General features: G+C 72.3%; 16 protein-coding genes and 1 pseudogene. 10 read left to right on the forward strand and 7 right to left on the reverse strand.

All coding sequences use genetic code 11. The features are described 5' to 3' along the window. Window positions 1-12 precede the first annotated feature (12 nt). A pseudogene (locus BT341_RS03945) lies at window positions 13-573 on the forward strand (DUF998 domain-containing protein); the annotation flags it as partial. Window positions 574-657: 84 nt separating this feature from the next. Here BT341_RS03945 and BT341_RS03950 read toward each other — a convergent pair. Continuing rightward, window positions 658-1,692 (reverse strand): D-cysteine desulfhydrase family protein, encoded by a 1,035-nt coding sequence (locus BT341_RS03950; protein WP_072474961.1) that lies wholly within the window; start codon window positions 1,690-1,692, stop codon window positions 658-660. An 85-nt stretch (window positions 1,693-1,777) separates the two neighbouring features. On the opposite strand from BT341_RS03950, the gene BT341_RS03955 reads away from it, so the two are divergent. The 3 genes from BT341_RS03955 to BT341_RS03965 are packed head-to-tail and all read left to right on the forward strand — an operon-like array spanning window position 1,778 to window position 4,550. Next, window positions 1,778-3,154, forward strand: coding sequence for an amidase (locus BT341_RS03955; protein ID WP_072474962.1), 1,377 nt, complete (start codon window positions 1,778-1,780; stop codon window positions 3,152-3,154). Next, window positions 3,121-3,696 (forward strand): TetR/AcrR family transcriptional regulator, encoded by a 576-nt coding sequence (locus BT341_RS03960; RefSeq protein WP_072474963.1) that lies wholly within the window; start codon window positions 3,121-3,123, stop codon window positions 3,694-3,696. The genes BT341_RS03955 and BT341_RS03960 overlap by 34 nt, the downstream gene beginning before the upstream one ends. Beyond that, window positions 3,696-4,550, forward strand: coding sequence for an oxygenase MpaB family protein (locus BT341_RS03965; RefSeq protein WP_072474964.1), 855 nt, complete (start codon window positions 3,696-3,698; stop codon window positions 4,548-4,550). The genes BT341_RS03960 and BT341_RS03965 overlap by 1 nt, the downstream gene beginning before the upstream one ends. A 28-nt stretch (window positions 4,551-4,578) precedes the next feature. Here the strand turns inward: BT341_RS03965 and BT341_RS03970 are convergent, their stop codons facing one another. Next, a complete protein-coding gene (locus BT341_RS03970) occupies window positions 4,579-5,130 on the reverse strand; it encodes a CGNR zinc finger domain-containing protein (RefSeq protein WP_072474965.1) in 552 nt (183 codons plus the stop codon). A gap of 53 nt (window positions 5,131-5,183) precedes the next feature. Between BT341_RS03970 and BT341_RS03975 the strand changes: the two genes are divergently transcribed. From BT341_RS03975 to BT341_RS03995, 5 genes are all read left to right on the forward strand, one after another. Then, complete coding sequence (locus tag BT341_RS03975; RefSeq protein WP_072474966.1) at window positions 5,184-6,038, forward strand: alpha/beta fold hydrolase; 855 nt, start codon at window positions 5,184-5,186, stop codon at window positions 6,036-6,038. Between the two features lie 96 nt (window positions 6,039-6,134). Continuing rightward, the gene (locus BT341_RS03980; RefSeq protein WP_177328734.1) at window positions 6,135-7,532 is read left to right on the forward strand and encodes a hypothetical protein; all 1,398 of its coding nucleotides are present in this window, start codon (window positions 6,135-6,137) and stop codon (window positions 7,530-7,532) included. Beyond that, entirely contained in the window at window positions 7,529-7,921 is a 393-nt protein-coding gene (locus BT341_RS03985) for a FixH family protein (RefSeq protein WP_072474967.1), read from the forward strand. Before BT341_RS03980 ends, BT341_RS03985 begins: the two co-directional genes overlap by 4 nt. 14 nt (window positions 7,922-7,935) lie before the next feature. Then, complete coding sequence (locus tag BT341_RS03990) at window positions 7,936-9,078, forward strand: hypothetical protein (RefSeq protein WP_072474968.1); 1,143 nt, start codon at window positions 7,936-7,938, stop codon at window positions 9,076-9,078. A 4-nt stretch (window positions 9,079-9,082) separates the two neighbouring features. Next, the gene (locus BT341_RS03995) at window positions 9,083-9,679 is read left to right on the forward strand and encodes a hypothetical protein (protein WP_072474969.1); all 597 of its coding nucleotides are present in this window, start codon (window positions 9,083-9,085) and stop codon (window positions 9,677-9,679) included. A 147-nt stretch (window positions 9,680-9,826) separates the two neighbouring features. Here BT341_RS03995 and BT341_RS04000 read toward each other — a convergent pair whose 3' ends face one another. Next, window positions 9,827-10,081 (reverse strand): DUF397 domain-containing protein, encoded by a 255-nt coding sequence (locus BT341_RS04000; RefSeq protein WP_072474970.1) that lies wholly within the window; start codon window positions 10,079-10,081, stop codon window positions 9,827-9,829. A 429-nt stretch (window positions 10,082-10,510) separates the two neighbouring features. On the opposite strand from BT341_RS04000, the gene BT341_RS04005 reads away from it, so the two are divergent. Beyond that, complete coding sequence (locus BT341_RS04005) at window positions 10,511-10,765, forward strand: hypothetical protein (RefSeq protein ID WP_072474971.1); 255 nt, start codon at window positions 10,511-10,513, stop codon at window positions 10,763-10,765. A 70-nt stretch (window positions 10,766-10,835) separates the two neighbouring features. Here BT341_RS04005 and BT341_RS04010 read toward each other — a convergent pair whose 3' ends face one another. From BT341_RS04010 to BT341_RS04025, 4 genes are all read right to left on the reverse strand, one after another. Continuing rightward, a complete protein-coding gene (locus tag BT341_RS04010) occupies window positions 10,836-11,438 on the reverse strand; it encodes a class I SAM-dependent DNA methyltransferase (RefSeq protein ID WP_072474972.1) in 603 nt (200 codons plus the stop codon). Beyond that, a complete protein-coding gene (locus BT341_RS04015; RefSeq protein WP_072474973.1) occupies window positions 11,435-12,283 on the reverse strand; it encodes an SAM-dependent methyltransferase in 849 nt (282 codons plus the stop codon). Before BT341_RS04015 ends, BT341_RS04010 begins: the two co-directional genes overlap by 4 nt. Next, on the reverse strand, window positions 12,280-13,107 hold the full coding sequence (locus BT341_RS04020; protein WP_072481769.1) for an SAM-dependent methyltransferase: 828 nt from the start codon (window positions 13,105-13,107) through the stop codon (window positions 12,280-12,282). Before BT341_RS04020 ends, BT341_RS04015 begins: the two co-directional genes overlap by 4 nt. An 88-nt stretch (window positions 13,108-13,195) precedes the next feature. Continuing rightward, window positions 13,196-14,059, reverse strand: a complete 864-nt coding sequence (locus tag BT341_RS04025) for a helix-turn-helix domain-containing protein (RefSeq protein WP_072474974.1) — start codon at window positions 14,057-14,059, stop codon at window positions 13,196-13,198. Window positions 14,060-14,151: the final 92 nt, after the last annotated feature.

A 14,151-nucleotide genomic window follows, 5' to 3' on the forward strand; every position in this document is an offset into this window, starting at 1 on the left:
AACCTGGAGCGCATGGGGACCGGACAGGGAACACGCACGAGACCGTGGCGGCTCGTGGCGCTGGGCGCGATCGGCTGGGGACTCTTCACCGCCGTCGTGCTGCACATCATCAGCTCGCGCGACCCGGTGTACGACACGCTGTCGAGCTACACGGTGACCGACCGCGGCGAAGGCATGCTCGCGGCGAGCGTGCTGTCGCTGGCCATCGGGTCCCTCGCGGTGCTCGGCGCGCTGCACGTCGCCGGCGTGCCGCTCTCGCGGACGACCCGCATCCTGCTCACGCTCTGGTCGCTCGGCCTGGCCGCGGCCGCGGTGTTCCCGGCGAGCTATCCGGAGGCGCCGGACCCGGTGAGCGGCGAGATCCACCTCTACGCGTGCCTGGTGGCGTTCTGCAGCCTGCCCGGCGCGGCGATTTCGCTGCTGGAGCCGCTGCGGGACCGCCCGGAACGGGTCGCGCTGGTCCGGGCGATCCGGCTGACCGCCGGGGCGTTCGCGCTCTTCGCCACCAGCTTCGTCTTCGTGCGGCTGAGCGAAGCCGGAGTCGAGCCGTTCCGCGCGGTCTCGGACGCGTTCCCGATCGGCGTCATGCAGCGGGTGCTGCTGCTCGCCGACGTCGTCCTGCTGTGCACCCTGCTGGGGATCGCGACCCGGCTCGAGTCAGCCTTCGACGGCCGCCGCGAACTCGGGCGCGTAGCCGTAGAGACCGGGCATGCCGCCGGTGTGCAGGAACACCACGTGCTCGTCCGCGGCGAAGCGGCCGTCGTCCGCCCACTCGACCAGCGCGGCGGCCACCTTGCCGGTGTAGACCGGATCGAGCACGACACCCTCCCGGCTCCCGAAGAGGCGTAGCGCGTTCCAGACTGCGTCGGTCGGGATGCCGTAGCCGGGGCCGAGGGTCGAGTCGCTCATCCGCGTGTGGTGCAGCGACGGCGGCGCGACGCCGAGCAGCTGCGCCGCCCCGGCGGTCAGGTCGCGCAGGTTCTCCGTGGCTTCGTCGAGCGGGTGGCTGACGCACGCGATGTCGACCACGAGGTCGCCGAGCAGTCCGGCGGCGAGGGCGACGCCCGCCGCGGTGCCGCCGCTGGCGTGCGGGACGACGAGCCGGGCGCGCTCGATCCCGCGGTCGGCGAGCTGCTCGGCGAGTTCGTAGGTGGCGCGGACGTAGCCGAGGGCGCCGAGGTCGTTCGAGCCGCCGACCGGGACCGTCGCGACCTTCCGGCCGTCCCGCCCGGCTTCGGCGACCAGGCGGTCGTAGACGCGGCCGGTCTCCTCGCCGTCTGCGCAGACGTGGACGGTCGCGCCGAACAGCTTGTCGAGCGGGATGTTGCCGCCGCGTTCGTACGCTTCGCCGTCGCGCGGCACCTTCGCGGTGAGGACGAGTTCGCAGCGCAGCCCGAGCTTCGCGCACGCGGCGGCGGTCTGGCGGCCGTGGTTGGTCTGCAGCGCACCGAAGGTGATCACGGTGTCGGCGCCCGCTTCCCGCGCGGCACCGAGGTGGTATTCGAGCTTGCGGAGCTTGTTGCCGCCCGCGCCGAGCGGGTGGACGTCGTCGCGCTTGAGCAGCAGGTTCGGCAGGCCGAGGGCTTCGCCGAGCCGGGGCGCTTCGTGCAGCGGCGTCGGCCAGCCCCCGAGGTCGACGCGGGGAATCGCGGCCAGTGCGGCGTCGGGGAACCCGGCGAAGTCGAACGTCATCGGCCGATCGTAGAGGCAGGTGCTCGCGCGCCGAGCGGCCTTCCGGTAACGTTCGTTCGAACGAACGAGAGCATCGGGAGGTGCCGTGACCGCGACGAGCCTCGACTTCACCAGCCTGGCCACGCAGGCCGCCCGGCTCGCCGCCGGCGAGGTCACCTCCGCCGAGCTCACCGCGACGTCCCTCGGCCGCGCGCACGCGAGCCAGCCCACCCTCAACGCCTTCCGCCACCTGCGTGACGACGAAGCCCGCGCCGAGGCCGCGGAAGCGGACCGCCGGCTCGCGGCCGGCGAACGGGCGCCGCTGCTGGGCGTGCCCATCGCGATCAAGGACGACGTCGACCTCACCGGGTTGCCGACCGCGTTCGGCTGCGCCGGCGAGTTCCCGTGCGCGACGGCCGACGCGCCCGCCGTCGCGCTGCTGCGCGACGCCGGCGCCGTCATCATCGGCAAGACGAACACCCCCGAGCTGGGCCAGTGGCCGTTCACCGAAGGCCCGGCCTTCGGCGTGACGCGCAACCCGTGGCACCCCGGCCACACCCCCGGGGGTTCTTCGGGCGGGAGCGCGGCCGCGGTGGCGTCGGGGGCCGTCGCGGCCGCGCTAGGGTCCGACGGCGCCGGGTCGATCCGCATCCCGGCCGCGTGGACCGGGCTCGTCGGCATCAAGCCCCAGCGCGGCCGGGTCCCGGCCGAGGGCGAGCTGTTCCACGGCCTGACCGTGCTGGGCCCGCTCGCCCGGACCGTCGAGGACGCGGCCCTGCTGCTCGACGCCGCGGCCGGCACGCCAGGGACGTTCCGGGCCGCCGCGACCCGCGAACCCGGACGGCTGCGGATCGGCCTGTCCACGCGGATTCCGTTCACCGCCACCAGAACGCGGCTCGACCCGGTCGTCGAAGCGGCCGTCCGACGACTCGCCGGATCGCTCGCCGGGCTGGGCCACGAGATCGTCGAGGTCGAGCCGGACTACGGGCTGATCGGCCTGACGTTCCTGCCGCGCTCGCTCACCGGCGTCCGCGACTGGACGCTGCGGGTGCCCGACCGCGCGGGCCTCGACCCGCGCACGCGCAGCAACGCCGGCCACGGCCGGCTGCTGGCCGGTCCGGCCCTCCGGCTGGCCCGGGCCCTCGAACCGGGGCTGCACCGGCGGATCGGCTCGGTGTTCGGCCGGGTCGACGTGCTGCTGACACCGACCACCGCGACCCCGCCGCCGCCGATCGGGACGTTCGACGGGCTGTCCGGCTGGGAGACCGACCAGGCCATGATCGCCGCGTGCCCGTACGCTTGGCCGTGGAACGTGCTCGGCTGGCCGGGGGTCAACGTGCCGGCCGGGCAGACGGACGGCGGGCTGCCGCTGGGCGCGCAGCTGCTCGGCCCGTCGCACGCCGAGGAGCGGCTGATCTCCCTCGCCGCGCAACTGGAAGAGGTCGAACGGTGGCCGGAGCGGCATCCCGAGACAAGCTGGTAAGCACCCGGGAAGCCATCCTGCGCGGCGCGCTGACCGTCGTCGGCGAGCACGGCGTCGGCGGGCTGACGAACCGCCGGATCGTGGCCGCCGCCGGCGTCTCGCTCGGCACGCTGACCTACCACTTCCCCAGCCAGACGGCGTTGCTGCGCGAAGCGATGCTGCTGTTCGCCGAGGAGGAGACGGCGAAGCTCGGCGCGATCGTCGACGGCTACCGGTCGGACGGGCTGAGCGTCGAGCAGGCGGCGTCGGTCGTCGAGCACGTGATCGCGCAGCTGCCGTTCGGCGCCGACGAACTCGGCGCGCACGAGCTGTACCTGCAAGCCGCGCGTGACCCGGAATTGCACGAAGCGTCTTCGCGGTGCTTCGCGGCGTACGACGAGCTGGCCGTGACGATCCTGACCGCGCTCGGCGTTCCGGAGCCGCGGCGGCTGGCCGTGCCGGTGGTGGCGCTGATCGCCGGGCTGCAGCTGCGGCGGCTGGCCACCGGCGAGACGGACACCCCGGTCGCCGAGCCACTGATGATGCTGATCCGCGGGGCCTGATGGCCCGGCCGGTCGTCCGCGGCACGGCGGCGTGGAAGTACTTCGGCGACTTCCGCGACGTGCTGCTGGCCGGTCAGGTGCTGGTGCTGCAGGTGGCGCACCCGGTCGTCGCGGCGGGCGTCCGTGACCATTCGGACTACACGAGCGATCCGTGGACGCGGCTGATGCGGACGGGGGCATCGCTGTCGATCTACGTCTACGGCGGGAAGGCCGGCGCGCGCGTGGAGGCGGCACGGCTGCGTTCCCTGCACCGGTCGTTCACGGGCGTCGCGGACGGAAAGCGTTACAGCGCACTGGATCCGGCGGCCTACGCGTGGGTGCACGCGACTCTGGTACGGGTTCCGGTTGACGCGCAACGGTTTTTCGGCGTGCCGCTGACGGCGTCCGAGCTGGACGAGTACTACGCGCAGATGTGCGACATCGGCCGGATGCTCGGCGTGCGGGAGCGCGATCTGCCGCCGGACTGGGCGGCGTTCTCGCGGTACTACGACTCGATGGTGGCGGGTTTTACCGGAAACGCGGCCATCGACCAGCTTTTCGAGACGATCCGGACGGTGACCAAGCCGGTGCGGTGGCTGCCCGGCGCGTGCTGGCACTGGCACGCCCGGATCCAGATGTTCCTGATCCGTGCGACGTTGCCACCCGCGTTCCGCGAGCGTCTGGGTCTGCAGTGGACGGACGCGGACCAGCGGAGGTTCGACCGGTTCGCGCGCGCGATCCGCCTGCTCGCGACGCCGGTCCCAGCGGCCGTCCGTACCGCGCACATGCGGTGGATCGGCAAGCTGAACGTCTGGCTCCGCGCGCACCCGCACATCCGCCGCCTCCTGGTCCGCGACGGCGCAAGACGGTCGTGAGTGAGAAACAGTGTTCTAACCCTGTTTCTCACTCACGACCGCTGACCCGCGCGTAATGTGCCCGGGCCTTGGCGCGGTTCCCGCACCGGGCCATCGAGCACCACTGCCGGTTGCGCCGCGGAGAGGCGTCGCAGAACCGCAGCCCGCAGTCGTCCGCCGCGCAGATCCGCACTTCCGCGTCGCTCGCCGCCAAGTCGATCGCGTCCGCCGCCAGCGCCGCGAACGCGGCCGCCACCGGGTCCTTCGGCGCCGGCACCTCGCGGCGCAGCACGCCGTCCACCAACGCCAGGCGCGGCGGCGGGGCCGGCGCCGCCGCCGCCGCGTTGTTCACCAGGTCGATGTCCATCTTCTCCGGCGGCCCGTCGGCGAGCAGCACCCGGTCCACCGCCTCCCGCAACGCCTTCGCCGCCAGCACGTTCCCCGCCGTCACCGGCACCCGGCCCGTCGTGAACCCGGCCAGGGCCAGCCACTCCGCCAGCACCTCCGGCCCGGTCAGCAGCTCCACACCGGTGTCGTGCCGGTTCCGCATCGTGTTGACGAGGTCGAGGCACGGCCGCCCGCCGTCGAAGACCCACTCCATTCCCCCATCCTAACCCTTGAAGACAGTTAGAAGCAGCGCTACCGTCTAACCGTATGAACCAGTTAGAAAACATGGCCACCGTCGACGGGCTCCGCGTGCACTACCTCCGGGCCGGTGACGGGCCACCCCTGTTCCTGCTGCACGGCTGGCCGCAGACGTCGCACTGCTGGCACAAGGTCATCGGCCCGCTCGCCGAGACGCACACCGTGATCGCCCCTGACCTGCGCGGCTACGGCCGCACCGACAAACCCCGCACCGGCTACGACAAGCGCACCATGGCCGCCGACGTCGCGAAGCTCGCCGAGCAGCTGGGCTTCGCGAAAGTCGCCGTCGCCGGGCACGACCGCGGCGGCCGCGTCGCGCACCGCTGGGCCCTCGACCGCCCGGACCAGGTCGAGCGCCTCGCCGTCCTCGACATCGCGCCCACCCGCGCCATGTGGCAGCGCCTCGACGCCGGCGTCGCGAAGGCGTATTGGCACTGGCTCTTCCACCTGCAGCCCGACCTCCCGGAACTCCTCGCCGGCCGGGACATCGCCGCCTACCTCGGCTACTTCTTCGAACGCTGGACCTTCCAGCGCCACGCGCTCGACGCCGACGCGCAGGCCGAGTACGTCCGCGCCTTCTCCCAGCCCGGCGCCCTGCGCGCGGGTTTCGACGACTACCGCGCCTCCTTCCCGGACGACGCCGGGCTCGACGACGCCGACTACGAAGCCGGCAAGCGCGTCACGCAGCCGCTGCTCGCGCTGTGGGGCGCGAACGGCTTGCTCGGCACCCTGCCGACGCTGGAGATCTGGCAGGACTACGCCACCGACGTCACCGGCCACGCCATCGCCGAGTGCGGCCACTTCCTGCCCGAGGAACAGCCCGGAGAAGTCGTCGCCCACCTGCGGAAGTTCCTGAACCCCTGAGTTCCCGGGGTGCTCCGGTCCCCCGCAGTGGGGACCGGAGTTCCCTCGCCGCCGTGACGCCCGCCACCGCGCGCCGCCGCTAGGTTCGCCAGCACGATGGGGAGCAAACCGAAAGCGGCACTGCTGGTGCTGCTGGCCGTGCTGGGGATCGCGGCCGGCGGCGGGACCGCGCACGCCGACGGCGCGCCGTCCGGCACCGACATCCAGGTCGCGCAGACGCTCGGCGCGCGCGAGCTGACCGTGATCATCCGCCGCGTCGACACGACACCTTCGCCGCTGCGGGTCGACGTCGTGACCCACCAGGGCACCGCGCCCGGCACCCTGCACCTGGCCGTCGCGGCCGACGGCGTCGTGTCCGCGCGAACCGACGTCGTCCTCGGCGCGACCCCGGGCGTGTACGCCGGGAACCTGCGGGTCGGCAAGCCGGGTCCGTGGGAGCTGTCGCTGGACGACGGCACCGGGCCCGCCGCCACCATCCCGTTCGTCGTGCCCGCGCGCGTCGTGCCGCCGTGGGAGAAGGCCACCTACGGCGGGTTCGTCGCCGCGGGCGTGTTCCTGCTGCTCGCGTTGCTGGTCGGCGTCCGCGCGAAACGGACCGCCTTCGCGCTCATCCCGGCGGGTGGCGCGGTGGCGGCGATCGCCGTCGCTGTCACCGGCGCGCTGCTGTCGGCGCGCACTCCCCCGCCGCCCGCGCCCGGCAGCCAGCTCGACCCGACGTTCGACAACGTCACCGACCCGTACGCCAACGCCCAGCTCTCCACAGTGGACTACTCGCGGCCGCCGGTGAACCTGGCCGTCCGCGCCGAGCGCGGCGAGCTGCGGCTGGCCCTCACCGACGGCGCCACCGGCCGCCCGGTCGACGACCTGCTCGTCCACGACAACGCGCTGATGCACCTGGTGCTGGTGTCGCCGTCGGGCCGGATGAGCCACCTGCACCCCGTGCGCGTCGGCGCCGGTGACTACCGCGTCGCCCTCGCGGACCCGGAAGCGGGCACGTACGCCGTGGCCGCGGAACTGGTCCGGCGCGGCGGCGGGGTCCAGCTCGCCCGCTCCACAGTGGACGTCCAAGGCACCGCCGAGCCCGCGCCCGAACCACCCGGAGCCGGGCCCCGGACCGTCGACGGCACGCCGGTGGCCCTCACGATCGGCCCGGGCACGCCGACGACGATCACCGCGCACTTCCGGACCCAGGACCTCCAGCCGTGGCTGGGCATGCTGGGCCACCTCATCATCACCGGGCCGATCACCGGGCCCGTCGGGGAAAGCGCGGCCAAGGCACCGACGTGGGCGCACGTGCACGCGATGATCCCGCCGGTCGCGGGTCAGCTGGACCGCCCCGACGAGACGGTCGCCGCCTACGGCCCGGACGTCAGCTTCACCTACACCTTCGCCGCGCCCGGCCGGTACCGGATCTGGCTGCAGGCCGAACGCGGCTACCGCGTGCTCACCATCCCCGCCGTGGTGGACGTCCCGGCGACAGGAGCAGGCCGATGAGACGCCCGAGCGTGCTGGTCGCCGTGGTCGCGCTGGTCGTCGCGGCCGGCGCCGCGTGGCTGCTGTGGGGTGGCGGCGGCGCGAAACCGACCACGCAGCAGGCGGTTTCCGGGCCCTACACCGTCCAGTTCTCCGCAGACGAGCCGCGGGTCGGCGGCAACACCTTCGCCGTCGCGGTGACCGGTCCCGCACCGGACGCCGTCACGGTCGCTCCCGTCATGGCGCAGATGGGGCACGCGCTCGCGCCGGTGCCCGCCGGCCCGGACGGGCCGGGCCGCTTCCGCGCCGCGGACGTCGGGCTGCCGATGGCCGGGCAGTGGGAGATCACCGTTTCGCTGCGCGGCCCCGGCGGACCCGCCCAGGTCGTCTTTCCGTTGCTGGTCAAGTAGAAAGGGGTCGGGGGATGGATCTCACCGCATCCGGTGTCAGGGTGGCGCCGGTCGCGAAACAGGCACGGACGGGGTTGCTGCCGGCGAACGTCGTGCTCGGCGGCTCGCTGTTGTCGCTGGTCGGGCTCACCTGGGACATCCAGTGGCACAGCGACGTCGGGCCGGACACGTTCTTCACGCTGCCGCACCTGTTCCTGTACGCGGGCAGCGCGGTCGTCGGCCTGGCGAGCCTCGCCGTCGTGCTGCTGACCACGGCGGCGCGGCGCGCGGGCCGTCCGGTCGACCCGCGGATCGGCGGCCGCGTGGTCAACGTGTTCGGCCGGACGTTCGCGGCGCCGCTGGGCTACCTGGTCTCCGGCGTCGGCGCGGCGACGTTCCTGCTCTACGGCCTGTGGGACCAGTGGTGGCACGGGCTCTACGGCTTCGACGCGGTGATCGACTCGCCGCCGCACATCGGGCTGCTGCTGTCGATCACGGTGTCGCTGATCGGCACGACCGCGGTGTTCGCCGCGGCGCGCGAGCACCGCTGGGGCCGGCTCGGCACGCTGGCGTCGCTGACCGTGCTGCTCACCTTCGGGCCGGTGCTGGCACTGGGGTTGCAGCAGGTGCCGGACGACTACGCCGACGCCGTCTCGATCGGGACGTCGATGATGGCGGTGCTGCTCGTCGCCGTCGGCGCCGGGTTCCTGCGCCGTCCGGGCGGGGCCGTCGGCACCGCGGCGATGGCGGCGGCGGTGCAGGCGGTGTTCTGGTGGTTTTCGCCGTGGGCCGCGAAGGCTTACGCCGGAATGGTCGGCCTGCCGTTGCGGGACGCGGTTTCCGGCGTGCCCGAGATGCCTTCGCTGATGCCGATCGCGCTGCTGCCGGTGGCCGCGCTGATGGAGCTGGTGTACCTCGCCGGACGACGCCGGGGGTGGCGCGCCGGCCGGGTTTCCGTGGTCGCGGGCGGGCTCGCCGGGGTGCTGATCGGGCTGAGCCTGCCGGTGCAGCGAGCCCTGCTCTACCCGTACGCGCACGTGCCGCCGGCCTGGTACCTGACGACGACCGCCGTGCTCAGTGCGGCATTCGGGCTGCTCGGCGGGTTCGCCGGGTGGCGGTTCGGCGGGATGCTCTGCCTGCTGGCGCCCGCGAAGAAGGGGGAAACCGCTGATGCGTAAGACAATGTCATTCGGGGCGCCGCCCCGGCCGGGGGCTACGCCACCCGGAACCCCCACAAGACGAATCGTCCTGGCCTTGGCAGCCGTGGCCGGGCTGCTGTTCGCCACCGCTGCGCCCGCCGACGCCTACGAGCCGGTGAACATCGTGCACACCGAGCACGTCCAGGCCGGGCCGTACGGGCTGACGGTCGGGTTCAGCACCTGGCCGCTGAAGGCCATGCAGTCGCTGGACTTCACGTTCATCCCCGACGGCGGCATCGCCGACAAGTCCGGCACGCTCACCATGCTCGGCCCCGGCGGCGCGCAGCGCCGGACCCAGCCGCTCGTCCGGCACCCGCGCAAGCGGGAGGTCTGGGGCCTCGACGTCCGGTCCCTGCCCCGGGCCGGCGACTGGACGTTCGTGTTCACCGTCAACGGCCCCGCCGGGTCCGGCACCGGCCAGCTGCGCGCGCTGCCGGTGCAGGAACAGCCCGGGCCGCCGATGGGCCTCAGCTGGGCGATCAGCACGCTGCCGCTGATCGGGCTCGTCGTGCTGGTCGTCGTGGCCTGGCGGCGGACCCGCAGCCGGTTGCGCGGGGGCGAGCTTCCGGCAATCGGGTGAGATTCCGGTCACATTGGGCAGTCACGCGTATCCACGACGTCGCGGAGGCCTCCTTCCCCCTGAGAGGACGAGGAAGGGGGCCTTCGTCATTTCCGGAAGACGGCCGAGGACGGGTGGGGGATCATGATCACCTCCACGGGGGAGGGATCAGGCGGGCAGGTCGAACTGGCCGGCCTTCACGGCGACCAGGAACGCCTCCCATTCGGCGGTGTCGAACACGAAGACGGGGCTGGTCGCGAGTTTGGTGTCCCGGACGCCGATCAGGCCTTCGCGGCCCAGGTTGACCTCGACGCAGTTGCCCCCGTTGGGCTCGCTGGCGAACGACTTCTCCCAGGCAGCCTCTTCGAACAGGGTCACGGCCGTGTTCGGGTCGTAATCCGTGAACGACGGATAATCCGCCATGGGTCGTACCTCCGAGAATCGATGGGGGGCGCGGCCGCGACCTGGTCGAAACTACCCGCTCCCGGCTACTCAGTGTCTCAATGGAGTGCGCCGCACGGCCAAGCGGGTGATCAACTAGGTCTGGCCTCGACATGAAGATTATTCCAGGAGTAGGATTAATCGCATCGGCCGGGGGCGCTGCTGTCGGTGAATGACTGCCTGCCTGCGACGGGCGGTCTCCGCGGGACGCGGGCCACGGGCTGACGACCGGCAAACCACCACCGCGGAACCTCTTGGGGGAGGATCAGCATGATCGTCGAGGACAGTGCGCCACCAGGCGACGTCACCGGGCGCGAAGCCGCGGGAGACCCGACCGAGCTGGTCCGGAACCACGGCCGGGGAGCGTTTCCCCGCCGTCGGTCCCCGCGACGAGAGCTGGGGGTGTAGACGATGGCCGTCCGGCTGAACTCGCTCTTCCGCCGCGAGGAGGAAGACCACCGCGGCCGCCGCGGGATCGCGACCGAGCTGCGCAACCGCTTCGGCTTCAGCCTGATCCAGGCGCCGCTGCGCAAGACGACGCCGTGGGCGACGGACCAGGACCTCCCGCTGCAGCGCTACTCCGACGGCGTCCGCACGACGCGTCCGCTGGAGACGGCGATCGACTTGACTCCCCTGCTGCGCGGCCGGATCGGTTCGCGCGCCTGAGCCCTGACTGCCGTACCACCACCGCAGAGCCCCGGTTCCCGTCGCAACCGGGGCTCTTGCCGTTGCTCCGCTACGGTTTTCGCAGCAGCAGGCGGCCTTGGCGGAACGGGCGCTCGCCCGCGACGGGCTCGCGGGACACCCGGCCGACCTCGACCAGCCCGGCGGCGGACGCCAGCTCGGCGAGTGTGTCCAGCGGCCACCGGTAGGCCGTCGTGACCTTGTGGTCGAACTCCGAGACCGCGTCGCCGGACTCGAAGAACCCCAACAGAACGTGACCGCCGGACGCCAACGTCCGGGTGAACTCGGCGAAGTACGCCGGCAGCTGCCCGGGCGGCGTGTGGATCACCGAGTACCACGACAGGATCCCGGCCAGCGACGCGCCGGGCAGGTCCAGCGCGGCCATGGAACCGACCTCGAACCGCAGCCCGGGCTCGGCCGCGCGCGCCAGCTCGATCATCGCCGGCGACACGTCGACGCCGAACGCGTCCACGCCGAGGTCGCGCAGGTGGGCCGTCAGGTGCCCGGGTCCGCAGCCGAGGTCGGCGACCGGGCCGCGGCCACGCACGTAGTCCGCGAACGCGGCCCAGGCGGCCCGGTCCAGCGGGTCGTCGTCCCAGATGTCGCGGACGAATTCCGCGTACTGGGCGGCGACGGCGTCGTAGGCCGTCGTCACGGCTTGCGGCCGAGACCGCAGATGTGCCCGACGAACGCGGGGTCGTTCGCGAGCTTCTTCGTGGCCTTGGACTCCATCTCCTCCGGGTGCCATTCCGGCAGGTAGACGATGCCCGGCTCGACCAGCTCCAGCCCGTCGAAGAACGTCGTGAACTCCGCCCGGCTGCGCAGGTGGATCGGCGTGCTCGACTGGTTGTACTGCTTGATGATCGACTCGCGGCTTTCGGCGTCGGCCATGGCCTGCATGCCGTCGCTCGTCAGGTGCGAGGACAGGAAGTACGAACCGGACGGCAGCAGCGAGAGGTACTGCTGGATGGTCTGGGCCACCGGCTCGTCCGGGCCGAGGAAGTACAGGACGCCGACCATGATCAGGCCGATCGGGCGGTTCGGGTCGAGGACGCCGGTGTCGAGCGCGCGCTTCCAGATGTCGGCCGGGTCGCGCAGGTCGCCGTGCAGCACCGCGTGCCGTCCGGCGACGCCCTCCTTTTCGAGCAGGATCTGCGAGTGCGCGACCGCGACCGGTTCGTTGTCGACGTACACGCACCGGGCGTCCGGGTTCACCGCCGTCGCGACCTCGTGGACGTTGCCGACGGTCGGGACGCCCGAGCCGAGGTCGAGGAATTGGTCGATCCCGTTGCGCGCCAGGTACCGGACGCCGCGGCCGAGGAAGTCGCGGCCGACCCGCGCGACGGTCTTGATCATCGGGAACGCCTTGACCGCCTGCTCGCCGAACTGCCGGTCGATGGCCCAGTTGGCGTCGCCGCCGAGGAACCAGTCGTAGATCCGGGCGGCGTTCGGCCGGTCGAGGTCGACGCCTTCGGGGGCTTCGGGGTCCTGCGTGGTCATGGGCTTCCTCCAGGCTTGCGGCCGACACCGCCGACCACGCTCGCGAGGGGGACCGTGGCGGCGCCGGGCTCGGGACGCCACTGTCCCACAGGCACGATTCCCGGCTCGACCACCTCGAAGTTACCGAAGAACGCGGCGATCTCGTCGAGCGACCGCGACACCGCGGGCGAGCTGGACCGCTCCGACAGCTTCACCAGCCGCCGGATCTGCTCCAGCTCCTCGCCTTCGACGCCGGACTCAGTGGCGTGTGAAAGGACGTACGCCGACCCGGGCGCCAGCAGCGTCCGGTAGTCACGGATGGCCTCGCGCACGCCGGTGACGTCCGGCAGGAAGTGCAGCACGGCCACGGTGAGCAGGCAGATCGGCCGGTCGGGGTCGAGCACGCCGGTGGCCAGCGCGGCTTCCCACACTTCCTCGGCGTCCCGCAGGTCGGCGTGCAGGACGGCGTGACGCTCCGGGTCGCCTTCCTCGTCCAGCAGGATCCGGCCGTGCACGACGGCCACCGGCTCGTTGTCGACGTACACGCAGCGGGTGTCTTCGGCGAGTTCGTCGGCCACCTCGTGCACGTTGCCGGCGGTCGGGATGCCGGACCCGAGGTCGAGGAACTGCGTGATGCCTTCGGAAACGCAGTAGCGCACGGCCCGGCCGAGGAAGTCGCGGTTGCTGCGGGCGAGGGTCTTCGCCAGCGGGAACGCCTGCACCGCCTGCTCGCCGTACTGCCGGTCGACGGCCCAGTTCGCGGTGCCGCCGAGCGCCCAGTCGTAGATCCTCGCCACGTTCGGCCGGTCGAGGTCGACGGCGTCGGGGAGGAAGTCGGGGTCCACGGTGTCTGCTTCCGGCGGATTCGTGCGCAGCGGACCCACTCTACCGAAAGTCGTTCACCGGCTTCGACAGCTCGGACGGCCGTTCGCCCTATTGGATCTGCTGCATCTGGGCGCGGTAACTCTCCGCCAGCTCCTTGAGGAACTGCCGGGTCTCCTGGCGCTCCAGCGCCGCGCCGCGCAGCCTGTCCCACGAGTCGACGAAGATGTTGAAGTCCTTGACGTCGTCGAGGTACAGCCCGCCCGCCGAGTGCTCGATGTAGACGAAGTCCCGGGTGCGGTCCGGGAACCGCATGATCGTGAAGTCGTTGGGCACCGCGGCCAGCCGCGCGCCGAACGGCAGGACGTGCACGTAGACCCGCGGGTGCTTCTCGAGCGAGAGCAGGTGCTCGACCTGGTCGAGCATCACCGCGGGCGCGAAGCCGCCGGGGGCCCGGCGCAGCGCGCCTTCGCTGATGATGAACCGGTAGTACGGCGGTTGCTGCTGCTCGAACACGGCCTTGCGGTCGAGCCGGTTGCGCACCAGCGACGTCACGTCCGTCGCGCCGGCCTCGGTGAACTGCTTGAGCATGTAGTGCTCGGACTGCAGCGGGCCGGGGATGCGCTCACCGTGCCAGGTGAGGATCTCCGCGGCCGCGGGCTCCAGGTCGGTGAAGGTGCGGAACCAGTGCGGCACCACGGATCGGTAGCCGGACCAGTGCCCGCGCTGCCCGGCGGCGGCGCGCGCCAGGTTCATCAGCGTGTCGGCCTCTTCGCCGTTGATCCCGAACGCGTTCAGCATCGATCGCACATCCCCGAGCTTGACCCCGACGGCACCGGACTCGATCTTGTTGACCTTGCCCTGGGTGCAGCCGAGGACCTCGGCGACCTGCTGCTGTGTCATCCGCGCCGCGGTGCGGGCATGCCGGAGCTCGTTGCCGAGCTGCTTCCGGCGCGAGGTGACGGTGCTGGCCATCGCCCTGCTCTCCCGGACCACTACCAAGCGACGACGGCCGCCGGCCGCCGTCGCACGCGAACTATCGAACCCACCCAGGTTAGTGCTTCACC

It is taken from the genome of Amycolatopsis australiensis, assembly GCF_900119165.1.
In the GTDB taxonomy this organism is placed as follows: domain Bacteria; phylum Actinomycetota; class Actinomycetes; order Mycobacteriales; family Pseudonocardiaceae; genus Amycolatopsis; species Amycolatopsis australiensis.